The organism is Sphingobacterium sp. B29 (assembly GCF_001952815.1).
Lineage (GTDB): Bacteria > Bacteroidota > Bacteroidia > Sphingobacteriales > Sphingobacteriaceae > Sphingobacterium > Sphingobacterium siyangense.
Map to the genome: position 1 here is coordinate 5,216,714 of NZ_CP019158.1, position 16,502 is coordinate 5,233,215.

General features: G+C 42.3%; 13 protein-coding genes. 8 read left to right on the forward strand and 5 right to left on the reverse strand.

From position 1 onward, the window contains the following. On the reverse strand, positions 1–330 hold the full coding sequence (locus BV902_RS28405; protein ID WP_083663734.1) for a serine hydrolase domain-containing protein: 330 nt from the start codon (positions 328–330) through the stop codon (positions 1–3). Between the two features lie 338 nt (positions 331–668). Here BV902_RS28405 and BV902_RS22420 point away from each other — a divergent pair, with 338 nt between their 5' ends. After that, positions 669–1,325, forward strand: a complete 657-nt coding sequence (locus BV902_RS22420; RefSeq protein ID WP_075993856.1) for a hypothetical protein — start codon at positions 669–671, stop codon at positions 1,323–1,325. Positions 1,326–1,449: 124 nt separating this feature from the next. Here BV902_RS22420 and BV902_RS22425 read toward each other — a convergent pair whose 3' ends face one another. Next, positions 1,450–1,974, reverse strand: a complete 525-nt coding sequence (locus tag BV902_RS22425; protein WP_075993857.1) for a hypothetical protein — start codon at positions 1,972–1,974, stop codon at positions 1,450–1,452. Between the two features lie 168 nt (positions 1,975–2,142). Between BV902_RS22425 and BV902_RS22430 the strand changes: the two genes are divergently transcribed. The 7 genes from BV902_RS22430 to BV902_RS22460 all read left to right on the forward strand — a co-directional run bounded on the left by BV902_RS22430 (position 2,143) and on the right by BV902_RS22460 (position 12,335). Next, the gene (locus tag BV902_RS22430) at positions 2,143–2,817 is read left to right on the forward strand and encodes a response regulator transcription factor (protein WP_075993858.1); all 675 of its coding nucleotides are present in this window, start codon (positions 2,143–2,145) and stop codon (positions 2,815–2,817) included. 9 nt (positions 2,818–2,826) lie between these two features. Further along, positions 2,827–4,113 carry a sensor histidine kinase gene (locus BV902_RS22435; protein WP_075993859.1) on the forward strand — a complete coding sequence of 429 codons (1,287 nt, stop codon included), beginning with the start codon at positions 2,827–2,829 and terminating at the stop codon, positions 4,111–4,113. A 204-nt stretch (positions 4,114–4,317) separates the two neighbouring features. Continuing rightward, complete coding sequence (locus tag BV902_RS22440; protein WP_075993860.1) at positions 4,318–4,998, forward strand: response regulator transcription factor; 681 nt, start codon at positions 4,318–4,320, stop codon at positions 4,996–4,998. Further along, complete coding sequence (locus tag BV902_RS22445) at positions 4,998–6,374, forward strand: HAMP domain-containing sensor histidine kinase (RefSeq protein WP_075993861.1); 1,377 nt, start codon at positions 4,998–5,000, stop codon at positions 6,372–6,374. Before BV902_RS22440 ends, BV902_RS22445 begins: the two co-directional genes overlap by 1 nt. Positions 6,375–6,487: 113 nt before the next feature. After that, entirely contained in the window at positions 6,488–7,588 is a 1,101-nt protein-coding gene (locus BV902_RS22450; protein WP_075993862.1) for an efflux RND transporter periplasmic adaptor subunit, read from the forward strand. Between the two features lie 35 nt (positions 7,589–7,623). Then, positions 7,624–10,722 (forward strand): efflux RND transporter permease subunit, encoded by a 3,099-nt coding sequence (locus BV902_RS22455; RefSeq protein ID WP_075993863.1) that lies wholly within the window; start codon positions 7,624–7,626, stop codon positions 10,720–10,722. Between the two features lie 296 nt (positions 10,723–11,018). After that, positions 11,019–12,335 carry a TolC family protein gene (locus BV902_RS22460; protein WP_172840729.1) on the forward strand — a complete coding sequence of 439 codons (1,317 nt, stop codon included), beginning with the start codon at positions 11,019–11,021 and terminating at the stop codon, positions 12,333–12,335. On the opposite strand, the gene BV902_RS22465 is transcribed toward BV902_RS22460, so the two are convergent. Genes BV902_RS22465 through BV902_RS22475 form a run of 3 tightly spaced genes read right to left on the reverse strand, consistent with a single transcriptional unit; the run spans position 12,332 to position 16,247 of the window. Then, positions 12,332–13,909 (reverse strand): hypothetical protein, encoded by a 1,578-nt coding sequence (locus BV902_RS22465; RefSeq protein WP_083663737.1) that lies wholly within the window; start codon positions 13,907–13,909, stop codon positions 12,332–12,334. The genes BV902_RS22460 and BV902_RS22465 overlap by 4 nt on opposite strands. Then, positions 13,909–14,970: an HlyD family secretion protein gene (locus BV902_RS22470; protein WP_075993865.1), complete on the reverse strand. Its 1,062-nt coding sequence runs from the start codon at positions 14,968–14,970 to the stop codon at positions 13,909–13,911. The genes BV902_RS22465 and BV902_RS22470 overlap by 1 nt, the downstream gene beginning before the upstream one ends. Further along, the gene (locus BV902_RS22475; protein WP_075993866.1) at positions 14,970–16,247 is read right to left on the reverse strand and encodes a TolC family protein; all 1,278 of its coding nucleotides are present in this window, start codon (positions 16,245–16,247) and stop codon (positions 14,970–14,972) included. The genes BV902_RS22470 and BV902_RS22475 overlap by 1 nt, the downstream gene beginning before the upstream one ends. Positions 16,248–16,502 lie beyond the last annotated feature (255 nt).

Consider the following 16,502-nt stretch of genomic DNA (forward strand, 5'->3'; position numbering starts at 1 on the left):
TTAAAAAAAAAGAGCCAATGGGTCCTCTAATTTTAAACGCTTTTGAATCACTAAGGTATATATCGCCTGTGCAGTCACCTGTTTGCTTACCGATGCCAGGCGAAAATGTGAGCTGGATGTGATTGCACGTTTTTCCTTCAAATCTGCAAGCCCAATTGCATAACGATAAATAAGACGACCATTTTGGCTAACTGCACAGCTAATCCCCGGAGCTGTCGGGTCCTTGTAATAGCCTGCAATGGTGCTATCCAATTTTGATTTATCCATTTTTTGCCCCATAACAACACTTGTTACACAGATCAAAATAAAACTCAGTTTTAGGTTTATCATATTTTATACAGCACATTTCGGTTTATATTGTCAGCCTCCTGAAAGGCACAGCGTATTAAATCAATTTGATCTTATTGCTTTTCAAAAATGTACCCTTCAAAAATCGAAATTTTCTTGCAATGCCCGGGTCTTTTTATGGATTTTTATTTATTTCTTTTAATTTTGCTTTTATGCTTCATTTCTCATGAAGTCGAACTGGTCGGAATCCTTCCCCCAGTTCTTTATTAAAAAATCACGACAGACTATGTTTTTTATTTTCAGTATCTACGACTTTGTATTAGCAGAAAAAACGGTAACAGCAACCTTAAAAAAAAGAAAACGCGCCACGAAATTTCACCTTGCAGATTATTACACCGGCCCGTCGGTTTATAGGCCTACCTTTTGGCGGTGGATTTGTCAAACTTTCCAGACTTTACGACGAACAGGGAAAATTGATTCACGCACGGAATTACTCAGATGAATTAAAAGCAGAGATCAAAGCGTTCAAAAGTCAATATAGTATCCCCTATTTTCAGTTATGGAAAGGATTTCTTATTGTCACTGCGGCAATCCTTATCTGGGCAGTTATTTATGGCGTTAAGAATAAATTGGGAAATCAACAACAGGAAAAAGCAGTGGGTCAGATGATCGATAATTTGAAGCAACTAAAGGCAGGACAGCTTTATGGTGCTACTTTTTTTACCGATCAGGATGGTAACAGCATTGATGGACTTCCCGCAGGTTGGATAAAAATAGATAAAATCGTGGGTGACACTATTTTTATACATCGTTCAAAGCAGCTCGACACAAATTCCGCACTTTTTGACATGAAGAACATCGCTTCGTTCAAGCCTCAATCGACCGATGAATGGCAGGAAAAAACAGAAAAAATGGATTTAAATCTATTGAAAAAACAGCTCGAGGATGCTGCGACAAAAAAAGTCGATCTGCTCTATATCGGTAAAGACCACGAGAAATATTCAGGTGTTATATTGACGATAAAAGGTAGCGAGTAAACCTTATTTCTAGGTATAACCAACGTATTGACTTCTCAGCGCAGACAGATCATGCGACCAGGTCCATACTTAAAAAACTCAAGATCGGACGTTTTAAGCAGCGGCCGATCTTGAGTCTCTATTTTTAGTACTGGATTTTTTCGTCAATATCGTATTTCATGCCCGGATAGTGCAGCATCCTTCGCATCAAGGCAATCTGACCGGCCAGATAATCCTCCCGGCCGATACACATCCCTACGAAATTTAGCTTATCCTCTTCAATAAAAGGGATATTCATATTAATTTTAAATAGTTCAGCCAGCTGCGTATCGTCCACTTGCAGCAAAGCAGCATAGACTTTCGGTGATATCGATATAAAATTTTCTTTTAATTCCAGCACACTGGGATAGTGATAACTTTCATCGAGTGTCTTTCCCATAAAAAATAGCTCATGGTAAGGATCATTTTCCTGAAGCCCAAGAACATGGGCCATAGCATAACGCACATTTACAAAATTACCCGCCATCCATACGATATGGTTGGTCTGTCCATCAATTCGTTTTAATGCATCTTCTTCCGAAACGCCATCCAACGCATTTAGAAAAATTTGACTGTGCATGCGATAAGCAGGAATGATAATTTCTAATTTTAATGATTTCGGTTTATCCATTTCGTTTTGATTTTTTTTTAAACACTAAATAACTGATTTATACTAAAATTACACGTTTCAATAGCGATTACACTTGTCGTAGGACAAGAAATAAAAATGAACAAAATTGATAGATCATTGCGAAATAAATTCTAAATTTCTACTAAATTGAAATTCTATCTTTACCACATGAAGATTTTGATCATAGAAGACGAATTGGAGCTGGCCAAAAGCATCGCAACATACCTTAGCGAGCAACAGTATTTATGCGAATTTGCGCCAACTTTACAGGATGCTCTAGACAAAATTCAGTTATATCAGTACGATTGTATCTTACTGGACATCGGTCTACCAGATGGAAATGGTCTAAAACTACTCGAAGAGTTGAAAACGCAGCGAAAGCAGGACGGTGTGATCATCATTTCTGCAAAAAATGCACTGGACGACAAAATTCATGGACTACAACTGGGGGCCGACGATTATCTAACGAAGCCTTTCCATTTATCTGAGCTCACAGCACGAATCTATTCCCTGATCCGTCGGAAACAATTCAACAGCTCAAATATTGTTGTGCAAAATGAAATACAGATTGATCTACTTGCAAAAACTGTTATTGTCAATGATCTTCCTATTGTATTGACCAAAAAAGAGTTCGATCTGCTGATGTTTTTTATCGGCAATAAAAATAAAGTGATTTCAAAAAGCACCTTAGCGGAACACTTGTCTGGCGACATTGCTGATATGCTCGATAACCATGACTTTGTCTATGCTCATGTCAAAAATTTAAAAAAGAAACTACAGGACGCCGGAAGTCAATCTTATATCAAAACAGTATACGGTACGGGCTACAAATGGGAAAATTAAAATAGTGAGATGAAACCCCTACTGAGCAAAATAACAACCCCATTTCTACTCTATGTATTGATCGTACTAGGTGTCAGTATTCCTGTTTATTATTTTGTAATCGACGGGATATGGAAAAGTGAATTAGACGAACATAACGAAATTATCGTCAAAAAAACGACCTACGAGCTGAACAGTTTAAAACTCTCCGAAGACAGCCTCCAAGCCAGCATCGCTTTATGGAATACCATACAACCTGAAACCAATATACATCGCGTAAAACCGGGCGATTTATTGCAAGATAGCGTATATACCATCGAAAAACCGCAGCCTTTTGTCGAGCCAAAGACAATTGACCGATTTAGATGCCTATCATCTGTTATTCAGATCAACGGTGCACCTTATCGTTTTACCGTACAAACAAATATTGAGGAATCCGTAGAGACTATTGCCGCTATCGCCGCAACGACCCTGTTTTTCTTTGTTATCTTGGTCATTGGTCTACTTTTTATCTCCAGAAAAATATCACTTAGGCTCTGGAAACCATTTCGAGATACCGTTGATAAATTGAAGGCATTTAATCTCAATAGTCAACAACAGGTTGACTTTCAGCAAACGGACACCATAGAGTTCTACGAGCTTAATCAATCCTTATCCAAACTTCTTGAAAAAAACCTGGCCGTATACCGATCACAAAAGGAATTCACTGAAAATGCTTCCCATGAATTGCAAACACCCTTGGCAATCCTAAAAAATAAGCTAGATATCTTATTACAGTATCCTGATCTAAGCGATGAGCAGTACCAGCTCTTTGAAGATATGCATAAAGCGCTTTCACGTAGCACGCGAATCAACCGCAACCTGCTGCTGCTCGCAAAGATTGACAACAGTCAATTCGATCATTCCGAAAAAATCAGCATGGACTCGCTTGTTACACAAAGTATTGAAGTCATGCAAGAACATTTGGAGCTAAAACAGCTACGACTGCAACAGGAGATCCAACCGTCGGTGCTGCTGACAGGAAACAGCAGTCTGACCGAAATTCTGATCAACAACCTACTCCTGAACGCCATACGTTACAGCAATGCCAATGATACAATTGCTGTACATCTCAATCAAACTTCTTTAACGGTATATAACCCCGGTTCAATGCCCTTAGATAAAATACTTTTATTCAAACGGTTTTCCAAACTTTCGAAAAACAGCCAAGGCAGCGGTTTAGGATTGGCAATTATTACCGAAATCGCCCGGTATCAAGGCTGGACTGTTGATTATCAATTTGAAAATAATCAACATATTTTTTCCATTCATTTTTAAAATTCCAAAAGTAGTCCTATTCTACGATCAATAACAGACATTGGGTAAGTGATGTCATCGCAGGACCGTGTAGAAAGTTTTATTTGCATATCCGTGTAAATTTAGCGTAGTTTGATACATTTGTAGGGACAATGCATGGATAGCCCATGATTTGGTATCATAGATAAACTTCGATTCATCGAAGTTTTTAACGTTTTTCTTTATATGAAGATTCTCCTAGTCGAAGATGACGTACGTGTCGCAGGATTGATCAAACGCGGACTTGATGAAAATGAATTTCAAACAGCTATTGCCTACGACGGCATATCTGGAAAGAAAATGGCCTTACAACACGACTTTGATCTTATCATAACCGATATCGTACTCCCCAAGATGGATGGATTGGATCTCTGCAAAGAAATTCGTCATCTCAAACCCGATGTCCCCATTATCATGTTAACAGCATTAGGAACTACAGACGATAAAATTGAGGGGTTTGACGCCGGAGCGGATGACTATCTGGTCAAACCTTTTGAAATGCGCGAACTCCTAGCCCGCATCAGAGTCCTGCTCAAAAGATATCAAAAACAAGATACACTCACGGGAACAATTTTGCGTTATGGAGACCTGGAAATGAACCTCCATACCAAAAGCGTCAAAAGGAATACTGTCGAAATCCATTTGACCCCCAAAGAGTTCAAGTTACTCCATTATTTATTGCAGAATCCCGAGCGTGTCCTTTCCAGAATGGAAATTGCTGAAAAAGTGTGGGAAACGCATTTCGACACCGGAACCAACTTCATTGATGTTTACATCAACTATCTACGTAAAAAAATCGACAAAGATTTTGCGACCAGATATATCCATACCAAATCCGGAATGGGCTTTATTCTAAAACAAGACTAATGCGAATCAGGACACGAATCTCCATATTGTTCACGCTGATTACAGCCACCATATTGCTGGTATTTGCCTGTACAGTATATTTTTCAGCGGTGGAGAATCGGGAAAGAGAATTTTACGCCCTATTGAAAAAAGAAGCTTACACCAAAGCAAACCTTTTTTTGAATGCAAAAGTCGACAAAAAGACCTTAGAAGATATCTACCACAACAACCGAAAAATCCTCAACGAAGTCGAGGTGGCAATTTACGACACCCGTTTTGACCTCTTGTATCATGATGCCGTAGATATCGACTTTGTCAAAGAGACACCAGCCATGCTGCAGGATATTCTCAAAAATAAAGAAATACGATTTTATCAGGAAAAATGGCAGGTCATCGGCATAACCTTTCCGTACAAAGACAAAACTTACATCATCACAGCCGCAGCTTATGATCAATACGGCTACAATAAACTGAATAGTCTATTATCTACCATTCTTTTGGTTTTCATTTTGTCTATATTTCTGATCTATGCAGCAGGAATATTCTTTTCCAAAAAGGTCTTTCAACCTATCCTGGAAATGACACAACGTGTAAAAACCATTTCTGCGACAAGTTTGGATGCCAGGCTTACGAGTAGCGGAAATAAAGACGAGCTTTCCGAATTGGCCAGCACATTCAATGCGATGCTTGACCGCCTCGAGAACTCCTTTGATGCCCAAAAGCATTTTGTCTCCAATATCTCGCATGAGCTAAGAACCCCCTTGGCCGCCATGATTGCAGAACTCGAGATTTCTGCCAATAAGGACCGTAGCATAGTGGAGTATAAAACTGTCATCGACAATACGCTCAATGATGCACAGAAACTGAAGAAGTTATTTAATAGCTTACTTGATTTTGCCAAAGCAAGTTACGACAGCTCAGAAATCGCGTTTAAAACCTTACGTATAGACGAACTACTAATTGATGCATGCCAGCAGGTTCTTCAGTCAAGTCCAAATTATAAACTCGACATTTTTGTCGATCCGGCGATTGAAGATGAAAAACTTCTATCCATCAATGCAAATGAGTATCTATTGCAGGTCGCCTTTGTCAACCTCATTGAAAATGCCTGTAAATTTTCACCCAATCAAAAATGCCTAATCGCTATCAAGGCGGATGAAAATAGGATTCAGCTGGAATTTAAAGATGACGGAATAGGCATTGACCCGGTCGATCTGCCCAATATATTCACGCCATTCTATCGTGGAAGCAACAAAGATTATAGCGAGGGAAATGGTATCGGTTTATCGCTTACCCGAAAAATCGTGCTTCTCCATCAAGGCGAGATCAGCGTCCGCTCGGCAAAAGGCGTTGGAAGTGTTTTTAGCATTGATATCCCCCATCGTTCATTATTCTAATAAAATTCTAATTTTTTTCTAAGGCCCCTCTAATCGGCTTATCGGGAGCAGGTGGATAGTTTTGCGGTATGATTAACCATACAATCAACTATTCGACCCAATCCTTGAGGTACATGAATTGGATCCCTGTGCTGCTGTTGCTGCAAGCTTGCAACAGCCAGTCTCACGAAAGCCCCAACCAATCTCCGGCCATCAGCGCAGTTGGAGACACCGTAACCGTCAGTGAAAACACGTCCCTGTTATCGAAATTCAAATTTGTTACGACGACCCATGCACAACATGCACTGAAACTAAATGCAGCTGCTACAGTGAAGATTATTCCCAGCAGTTATGTGGAGATTCCGGTACCTTTTGCTGGACGAATTGTCAAATCCCACGTGAAACTGGGCCAAAAAGTTGCTATCAACACGCCTTTATTTTCAATTAGTTCATCCGACTATTTTGAGGCACAAAGGGCTTACCTTGACGCCAAACAAGCATTTATGCTTGCCGAGAATATGTTAAAACGCCAAAAAGATCTGATCGCGCATGGTGTTGGCTCTAAAAAAGAACTCGAAGAAGCAGAAACAAATTTTGCGACGAGCAATGCTGCGCTTGGAAATGCCACTGCTGCCTTAAAAATATTCGACAGCACCCCGACCCATAGCGTTCTCGGTGAGCCTCTCCTTGTTCGTTCACCTATTCAAGGCGAAATTTTAAGTAGTTCAATTGTACTGGGTCAGTACACGAAAGAAGACGCTCCGGCATTACTCCGCATTGCAGAATTGTCAAAAGTATGGGTATCGGCCTACATCAAAGAAAAGGACTTGCCGGCAATCGATCAACTTGCGCGTGTTGAAGTGAGCGTAGATGCGCTCCCTGCTAAAAAAATACCCGGAAAAATTGTCCATATCAACCAATTTGTCGACGAAGCAAGCCGGAATATTGAGGTCCTCATTGCCTGTGAAAATACTGATCGTGCCTTAAAACCAGGGATGTATGTCAACGCCGAATTCGAACGGCAAACAACTCCGACACTTTTCATTCCGGCAAAAGCTGTATTTCAATTTAACGATAAGAGTTTTGTTTGGGTCAAAACATCGTCCAATACCTTCGTCAAGCGCTTTGTTACTACTGGCGTAACAGAAGGTGATGCGATCCAGATTTTAACAGGCTTGGTTCGGCAGGAGCAGATTGTTGCTGAAGGTGCCTTTTATTTAACACCCGGCCTGTGATGGGCTCAGGCTTTCAACTTTTAAAATAGAAACACATGAATATTAAACAATTGATTGGCCATATCATTGCAAAGAGATGGGTAATCGCCGCATCTTTTCTATTGATCGGCTTTTTCGGTTACTATGCCTGGCGACAACTTTCGGTTGAGGCATACCCTGATATCGCTGATGTATCGTCACAGGTCGTAACCCAGGTACCGGGCTTAGCTGCCGAAGAAATGGAACAGCAGATCACCATCCCGATCGAACAGGCCATCAATGGATTGCCGGGGATGGAAGTAATGCGCAGTAAAACGACTTTTGGCTTATCCATGGTCACGATTGTCTTCAAAGATGGTGTTGAAGATTATTGGGCGAGAGCCCGTATACAGGAGCGTCTAGCTGATTTATCCCTGCCCTATGGTGCCAGTCCGGGATTAGATCCGCTGACTTCCCCCACAGGTGAGATCTTCCGTTATATTCTTGAAAGTAAAACCCACGATTTACGCCAGTTGACGGATCTTCAAAATTTTGTTATTATTCCCAAAATCAAGCAGGTTTCGGGCGTTGCAGATGTAACCAATTTTGGGGGAATCACCACACAGTTCCAAGTGGAACTGGATCCGAAAAAGCTTGACCAATATGAAATTTCGCTTGCCGAAGTTGTCGCCAAGATCGAAAGCAATAATGCCAATGCCGGCGGCAGTGTGATGAACCGTGGAGATCAGTCGTACGTCATCCGTGGCATCGGTATGGTCAAGACATTGGATGATTTGGGCAACATCGTCGTAAAATCCACCAACGGAAACCGCATCTATATGCGTGACCTCGGTCAGATCAAACTTGGAAATCTAGCCCGCAAAGGGGCTTTAGGATATTCGGATAAACGTGGGGCCAATTATTCGGACAATATCGAAGGTATTGTCCTGCTATTAAAAAATGAGAATCCTTCTGATGTTTTGGCGGGTGTAAATGCGACGGTCCGCGAACTAAACGAAAAGATTCTTCCGGAAGACGTAAAAATACATGTCGTGCTCGATAGAACCAGTTTGGTCGACAATACGCTACATACCGTTTCCAAAACCCTTCTCGAAGGTATGATCTTGGTTATTTTTGTCCTTATTATTTTCCTGGGCAGCTGGCGTGGCGCACTCTTGGTGGCCATTACCATTCCATTGTCCTTGTTGATTGCCTTTATTCTGATGCATTTCACCCATATTCCCGCCAACTTGCTTTCCTTAGGGGCAATTGATTTTGGGATTATTGTAGACGGAGCCATCGTTATACTCGAAACCATTCTTAAAAAAAGGGAAGATGAACCAGAAGGTCTGCTACAGGAAAAAACGATTGCGCAGAAAATTGCTGAAGTCGCCAAACCGATATTCTTTGCGACACTGATCATTATTACAGCCTATCTTCCCCTGTTCGCATTTGAGCGCGTCGAGAAAAAACTTTTTACGCCGATGGCCTATACCGTAGGTTATGCCCTCTTCGGTGCCTTGGCTGTCGCTCTTGTGCTTATTCCCGGGTTGGCCTATTTGATCTATCGCAAACCCCAAAAAATCTTTCACAACAAATGGTTGGCAAAATTGACTGCGGCTTATCAGTCGGCGATAGAAAAGGTTATGCAGGCTCCCAAACAAGTTTTCATTCCATTGGCAATTGTATTGCTTGCCACAGGTTTGCTTACGGCCTCCGTTGGCAAGGACTTTCTTCCGTCGTTGGATGAAGGCTCGATCTGGCTTCAAGTGTCACTTCCCCCGGGCATCACAGTAGAAAAGTCAAAAGAAATGAGTGATACCCTACGTGCCCGCACACTTAAACACGATGAGATCTCCTATGTCATGGTTCAGGCCGGGCGTAACGACGATGGTACCGACGCCTGGACACCCTCCCATTTCGAAGTTAGTGTGGGATTAAAACCTTACAAAACATGGAAATGGGGAAAAACCAAGGATGACCTGATCAATGAGCTTGCTGCAGAATATGCGAAAATGCCGGGCTTCAATGTTGCTTTTTCCCAACCCATGATCGACGGGGTCATGGATAAAATCGCTGGCGCCCATAGTGAGCTCGTTGTCAAAATATTCGGCGATGATTTAAAAGAAACCCGACGGGTCGCCGAGGAACTGATCACAACACTCCAACAAGTGAAGGGAGCTGTCGATCTGGCCATTGATCAGGAGCCACCACTCCCCCAATTGCAGATTATCGCCGATCGCGATAAAATAGCGCAATACGGACTGAACATCGCTGACGTGACTGACCTGATCCAGATCGCTATCGGGGGAAAAGCCGTAGCACAGGTCTATCAGGGAATCAAAGTGTATGATATTACCTGTCAATATCAGGAGGAAAACAGGAATTCGCCCGAAAAAATCGGCAATTTAATGCTGTATCCCGAAAATGGAAACCGTATTCCATTAGCTCAGGTGGCCACTATTAAACTCAATACGGGAGAAAGTATGATTTCACGCGAGCGTAACAACCGACAGTTGACGGTCCGTCTAAATGTTCGCGGTCGCGATCTAGGAACATTCCTCACTGAAGCACAGCAGGCCATTGCCAAAAACATACCCTATGACCAACATAAAATTAGTTTAAAATGGGGTGGACAATTTGAAAATCAGCAACGTGCCTATACGCGTCTTGCCATTATCGTCCCATTGACATTAGCCATTATATTTATCCTATTGTACGGCACATTTGGTTCATTTAGGCAAGCCGGTCTATTAATGGGCATCGTACCCTTGGCACTTTTTGGCGGTATGCTCGCACTCCATGTTCGCGGGATGACGCTAAACGTTTCCTCGGCAGTCGGTTTTATTGCCTTATTTGGTGTTGCCATACAAAACGGTGTCTTGATGCTTTCACAGATGAATGTACTGCATAAAAATGGGCTTCCGCTACATAAAGCGGTAACACAGGGAGCCTTTAGTCGTTTTCGCCCCGTTTTGATGACCGCTACGGTAGCCATTCTTGGTTTGCTTCCGGCTTCACTAGCAACAGGGATTGGATCGGATGTGCAACGCCCTTTGGCAACGGTAATCGTTTATGGCCTACTATTTTCGACTATCCTGACACTATTTGTGCTTCCCCCACTCTACTATCTTTTAGAACGTAACAACACCACACAAAAAGCCCCTGTAGAATAAATACAAATTCATCCATTCGAAACAGCTTGCTTTCTGCTGTTTCGAGTGGATACAACCTGAACATGGAATGGATACAACCTGAACATGGAGTGGATACAACCTGAAAATTGAAAAGCCTTCAGCAAAACCTACACAGCAATCACATCCGCTGAAGGTTTGCTCAATCCAGGAAGCAGGGGATCCAAACGGAAGGCGCTTACGAATAGCCCGGGCGACTTATTTCATGTATCAAAGAGCGCCCTGGTACTTTTATAAAAGAATCACTAAAACATAACATTCAGAACAAGTCGATGATCATGAACAAACAACCCATTTTAACAAAGAAAAGCTTTACCTTTTTTCTTTTTATACTCGCGCTATACCATACAGCAATTGCTCAGGATAGGAATAGCAGCGTGTCAGAAGCGACAGGGCAGCAACTCGATTATTCAAAATTTATACATACAGTCGCTAAAAATAATCTGGGCTACGCCGCCGAAAAATTCAACCTCAGCATTGCTGAAGCCAATATCATTAGCGCCAGGGTATTTCCTGACCCTGAATTTAGTATGGGCATTTTTGATAATAGTGAGCGTACAAAACAACTGGGGCGGGGCTATAATGCGGGAATTGCATGGACACTGGAGCTGGGGGCTAAACGAAAAGCCCGGATAAACCTGGCCAAAGATGAAGCCGAGGTAACCCGTTTACTGCTAGCAGACTATTTCCGAAATTTACGTGCCGACGCTACACTCGCATTTTTAACAGCAAAACAGCAGGCATTATTGGTGAAAATAAACCAAAATTCCTATCAGCAACTTAGGCAATTGGCCACATCGGATAGTATCCGTTATAAATTGGGGAGCATCCCTGAAATAGATTTCCGCCAATCTAAATTGGAGGCCGCCAATATGCACAATATATTGCTGGCAACAGAAGCAACCTGGAAATCCGCCCTTGTAAACCTTTTCCTATTTATGGCAGACAACTCCCTTACGACAACGGCAGTACCCCCAAATGCTTTCGATCATTTGGACCGGGCATACCGCTTAGATGAACTGGTCCGAGTAGCCCAAAATGACCGCAGCGATCTAAAAGTCGCCCTGCAAAACAAACAGCTTTCACAGCGCCTGCTCCAATTGGCTCAAGCCAACCGGGTAGTAGACCTCGGACTTTCATTTGGCGTCACTCATAATGGAGAAGCACGAAATGAAACTGCCGCAACGCCTCAGTTTACGGCTATAAATGCAGGTATTTCAATTCCGCTAAAGTTCTCGAATTTTAAAACAGGCGATCTTAAAGCCGCAAAATTTAAGATCGATCAGGATGAGATTGCCTATCAGGACGTGCTCCTACGCATTCAGATTGAAGTTACGCAAGCGTTCCTCTCCTACCAGGCCGCTCAAAAACAGGTACAGCTATTTGACAGCGCTATGCTATCGGAAGCAAAAGCAATTTTGGAAGGAAAGGTTTACAGCTATAAAAGAGGAGAAACATCCCTACTGGAAGTTTTAAATGCCCAAAGGACCTACAATGAAACACAGCTTAGCTATTATGAAGCCCGTTACAATTATGCGATCGCCTTGGTCGAACTCCAACGTACCGCCGGGATATGGGATATTCAGGAGATCTAAGCTGGAGAAATTCTGTTTTTTCTTAGTTTCTTATACATGCTTTTCAAGGAAGGCGAAATCAGTATCAGCAAAAGTACGCTGATACTGATCATGGACATGATCTCATAATAATCCATGGCATAGCGCACAAAGGATTGGATCTTGACCCGCTCAGCAACGAGCTTTAAGGCGGCTGTATGTTCCTTATACTGTAATCCATGGTTTAAAACGCCGGCGGATTCCTGCTGCAGGTACTCCCGAAATAAGGGATTGCCCACTTCCGTTTGATCCCGAAACACCTGTTGGTGCTGGGCAGATTCAAACAATTTGAAAAAATTCTGCAAACCGATACTGCTCGTGTAGCCCAGGTAGCGGATAGCAAGACAGACCGCAGCCGCAGAAGCCCCCAATTGAGGGCTGACACTGGTAATGCAAAATAAGATGGTGGGCACCATAATAAGCCCTACTCCGAGTCCGTGTAAAACTAAGGGTATCCAAAAATGCGCATCATTACCCTGCCCCTCAAAGGAGAAAAACATCCATTGGTGAAACAGCAGCAAGCAACAATAGCCCGAAATCCAGATCCATTTTACGGGGCGTTGCCCAAGCATCCAATACAATGAGCCTAGAACACCAGCGACAATACCAGCAATATTAAACCACTGGATATAGGACAAATGAATAGGATCGAGTTGAATAACCTGTACGAGATATTGATTTGAGATGGTCAAGGAGAAGCGCTCGATATACATCATGTACAAAATCAATAAGCCCAAGAGAAAGTTCCTGTTTTTAAAAATCGCCAAATGAATATACACACGCCTGAGCACCATTTGCCGAACAATAAAAAGAATAAGCAACGCTAGACCTACCCCGAATATGATCAGCATGTGCCGATCGTTAAACCAATAAACTTCTTGTCCATACACCATTAAATAGCCAAAACTGACGATCACAAGACTATAGAAAATGCAGCTTGCCCAGTCTAATGAAAACAAAGGGTAAGGGCGTATATGCCGTATAGAGCGCATCGACAGCATAATCAACAATAAACCCGGTACAAATGATAAGGCAGCGTATAGATAGAGCTGATCAAAATTGAATGAATCGATAAATTCAGCCGTGACGAAAGTATTAAATGGGGAGCTGCAGAGTAACATACCAAAAAAGACAGCATAACTTACTTCCTTAGCCCGATCGCTTTTCAACCGTGAGAATATCATGGAGATCGATAAGTTTACGGCAGAAGCAAACAACATCCCTTGGAAAAAGCGCAGGCCATATACCCAGCTGATATCGGTGATGCTGTACATCAAAAAGCAATTCAATAGCTGTAGAAGATTAAAAATAATGTAGTACTGCTTGATGGGAAAGTATAAAAAAAAGCGTCGTTCTAAAACGTAGAATCCTACAAAACCAGCATAAAATAAAATGATCAGGAACTGGACATCACTGGGTTGGGCACCGTAAAATCCAGCGGTGACATTTGTATTTGCACCTGGCAGGAAAAATAAGACCATACTCGGCATCAAGCTGCTAAACAGGATAAGCTTGATCAACCACTCCGGCACCCATTCTTTGAAAATTCCTTTCACTAGTTCTGATTTTTTGATACCGACACATTCACATTCATTCCCGAAAGAAGCTGTTGGGCTCCCCTATGCTTATCCAGCTCAATGCGCACAGGTACGCGTTGTACAATCTTCACAAAGTTGCCCGTTGCATTATCTGGCGGCAAAAGGGAGAATGCAGAACCTGTAGCTGGGGAGATGGAAATAATTTTTCCATAGAATTTTTGATCCGGATACGCATCAGCAACCACCTCAACCCTATTGCCAAGATGCAAATAACGCAGTTGTGTTTCCTTAAAATTAGCCGTTACCCAGGTTGGGGTTTCTCTATTGACGATAAAGCCTAAAACTTCGCCAGCACTTATCATTTGACCTTTCTCAATCGTGCGTTTGCCAATCTGCCCATCGTAAGGTGCGCGAATAACGGTATAGCCGACATCAAGCCGTTTGCGGCCGACAGCTGCCGTCAAACGAACACGTTCGGCATCGACCACACCTTTTTTCATATCCACATCATGCACACGTTCCTGTGAAGCCTGTAATTTATGCTTTAACGAAGCCAGCTCACTCTTATACACATCCAACGTCGCTTTTACATCCTCCAGTTGCTGTGCCGTTGCAGACTTTTCCTGAAACAAATAATTATATCGATCATATTCCAACTGTTGCTTGGTTACCCGAGCCTCCCCGGCAGCAATTGAAGTGCGTAAAGATTCATGTTCCGCCTGGAGAATTTCCTTTTGACTATGAAGAACATTGATCTCTGCAGCTTCCTTATTGACGGATGCCGCTACCTGATCAGCCTCATATTTATATTCCTTATTATCTATAAGCAACAAGGTATCCCCCCGTTTAACCAATTGATGATCGTGATAATGCACAGAAACCACATATCCGCCTACCCGGGAAACAATGGGATTGATATACTGCGTTACCTGTGCATCATTTGTGTAGGTATACTGCAGTCGCATCCATAATGCTTGAGCGCCCCATAACAACAAAGCCAACATGACAATTCCGGCCAACCAGTTGGTAATTCGAGTGAGTTGTGCTTCCACAACTGTTCTTCGTGATTTAGGTTTCATTAGATAGTACCCTTCAAAAATTCGATAAAATAATAATGTTTCTGTATCGCAATATGTGCGGTTTCAAGATCAAAAAGTGTTTTTAGGTATTGCATATCAGCATCCAAGAGATCTGTAATCAAAGCCGATGATTTAAAATACCTGTTTTTTATAATTCGTGCATTTTCCTGCGCCAACGCCTTATTGTTTTGACAGACCTCCTGCTGCTTAATAGCCAATTGATAATCCAACAAGGCCTGTAACAGCTGATTTTCCAGAATCTCCTCTTCATGATGGTGTTTTACCTCTTGTCGATCCAATGCGATCTGTGCTCCGCGCACCACGTTTTTATTGAGATAAATTGCCGAGATCGGTATGTTTAATTTGAGTCCTGTGATACTCAGATTATACCAGCTGGGATTATAGGGATACAAGAAAACCTGTGGATTGGCAAAGGTGAATGTACTGGTCAACCCCAACTCAGGAAGATAATTTGATCGCGCCTGTTTAACCGACAATTTCTTCAAAACCACTTCCTGTTCGGATTTTAGAAGGGAAAAAGCATGGCTTCGCGCTTCGGCAACAAGCGCTTCATAGCTGGGGCTTTCCACTTTAAAAGGCTCGGTCAAGGGGATAATCTCCGCTGTAATACCGCCAATTAGCTGCAGCTTCTGATTTGCAGCCTGAATATCATGACCGATCTGCACGAGCAACAGTTCCCGCTTCGAAAGCTCCAACGAAATACGCAAGACGTCACTGTGTAATACCACGCCCGCCTTATACAGATGCTCAATCTCCTTGAGCTGTACCCGTTGATCAGCAATATCCTGCTCAATTAGGGATCGGTTACTATACGACAGTTCCAAATCCAAAAAAAGATTGCAAACCTCCAATTTCGTCTGCGCTGCGGCATTCTTCCAATCGATTCTGGCCAGCTCATTTTCCAGTTTTTTGGACTCTATTTTCATTAGGTCCCGATGCCCATTGTAGAGGTTCAGATAAAAATCCAGGCCGCTATCGTACAAGTAGTGAATGATATCATGCTGGGAAGGTTTATTTAAAAGCCCCTGGTCATACACAGGCATATTACTTGCATAACTAGCAGAAGCTCTGGCGGAAATCTTAGGGAGCAACTCCATGCGTTGCTGCTGTACTGCCACCTCAGTTTCTTTGAGCTGCAAATAGGACTGCTCGATGTATTTACTGTTCTGTAGTGCTTTGTCGATCATGTCTTTCAGGGACATGCGCAAAGAATCGAGGGCGAAGGTGTCCGAAATAGCGCATACTAACAATCCCATGGTTAGTATGCCTTTTGCCCAATAGGGAGGAAAAAAGTTCACGTGTGCTATGTAATTTTTTTGCGTTGCAAACTTAGACACTTATTGGAACTTGGATTTCTTCACAAACGCCAATATGTTATGGAAAAAAGACATTTTTTCATCAATTCAAACAAAAAGACCAATATCTGCCAAGAAGTCCTTACAATATCCTTTTTTACAGCACATAAAAAAGGCCTTTCAAATCGTGATTTGAAAGGCCTTTCTCGATGGTAT

Bases quoted from the DNA above. Each gene is read 5' to 3' on its own strand.
- BV902_RS28405 (WP_083663734.1), bottom strand. From the start codon at position 330: ATGATAAACCTAAAACTGAGTTTTATTTTGATCTGTGTAACAAGTGTT.
- BV902_RS22425 (WP_075993857.1), bottom strand. From the start codon at position 1,974: ATGGATAAACCGAAATCATTAAAATTAGAAATTATCATTCCTGCTTAT.
- BV902_RS22430 (WP_075993858.1), top strand. From the start codon at position 2,143: ATGAAGATTTTGATCATAGAAGACGAATTGGAGCTGGCCAAAAGCATC.
- BV902_RS22435 (WP_075993859.1), top strand. From the start codon at position 2,827: ATGAAACCCCTACTGAGCAAAATAACAACCCCATTTCTACTCTATGTA.
- BV902_RS22440 (WP_075993860.1), top strand. From the start codon at position 4,318: ATGAAGATTCTCCTAGTCGAAGATGACGTACGTGTCGCAGGATTGATC.
- BV902_RS22445 (WP_075993861.1), top strand. From the start codon at position 4,998: ATGCGAATCAGGACACGAATCTCCATATTGTTCACGCTGATTACAGCC.
- BV902_RS22450 (WP_075993862.1), top strand. From the start codon at position 6,488: ATGAATTGGATCCCTGTGCTGCTGTTGCTGCAAGCTTGCAACAGCCAG.
- BV902_RS22455 (WP_075993863.1), top strand. From the start codon at position 7,624: ATGAATATTAAACAATTGATTGGCCATATCATTGCAAAGAGATGGGTA.
- BV902_RS22460 (WP_172840729.1), top strand. From the start codon at position 11,019: ATGAACAAACAACCCATTTTAACAAAGAAAAGCTTTACCTTTTTTCTT.
- BV902_RS22470 (WP_075993865.1), bottom strand. From the start codon at position 14,970: ATGAAACCTAAATCACGAAGAACAGTTGTGGAAGCACAACTCACTCGA.
- BV902_RS22475 (WP_075993866.1), bottom strand. From the start codon at position 16,247: ATGGGATTGTTAGTATGCGCTATTTCGGACACCTTCGCCCTCGATTCT.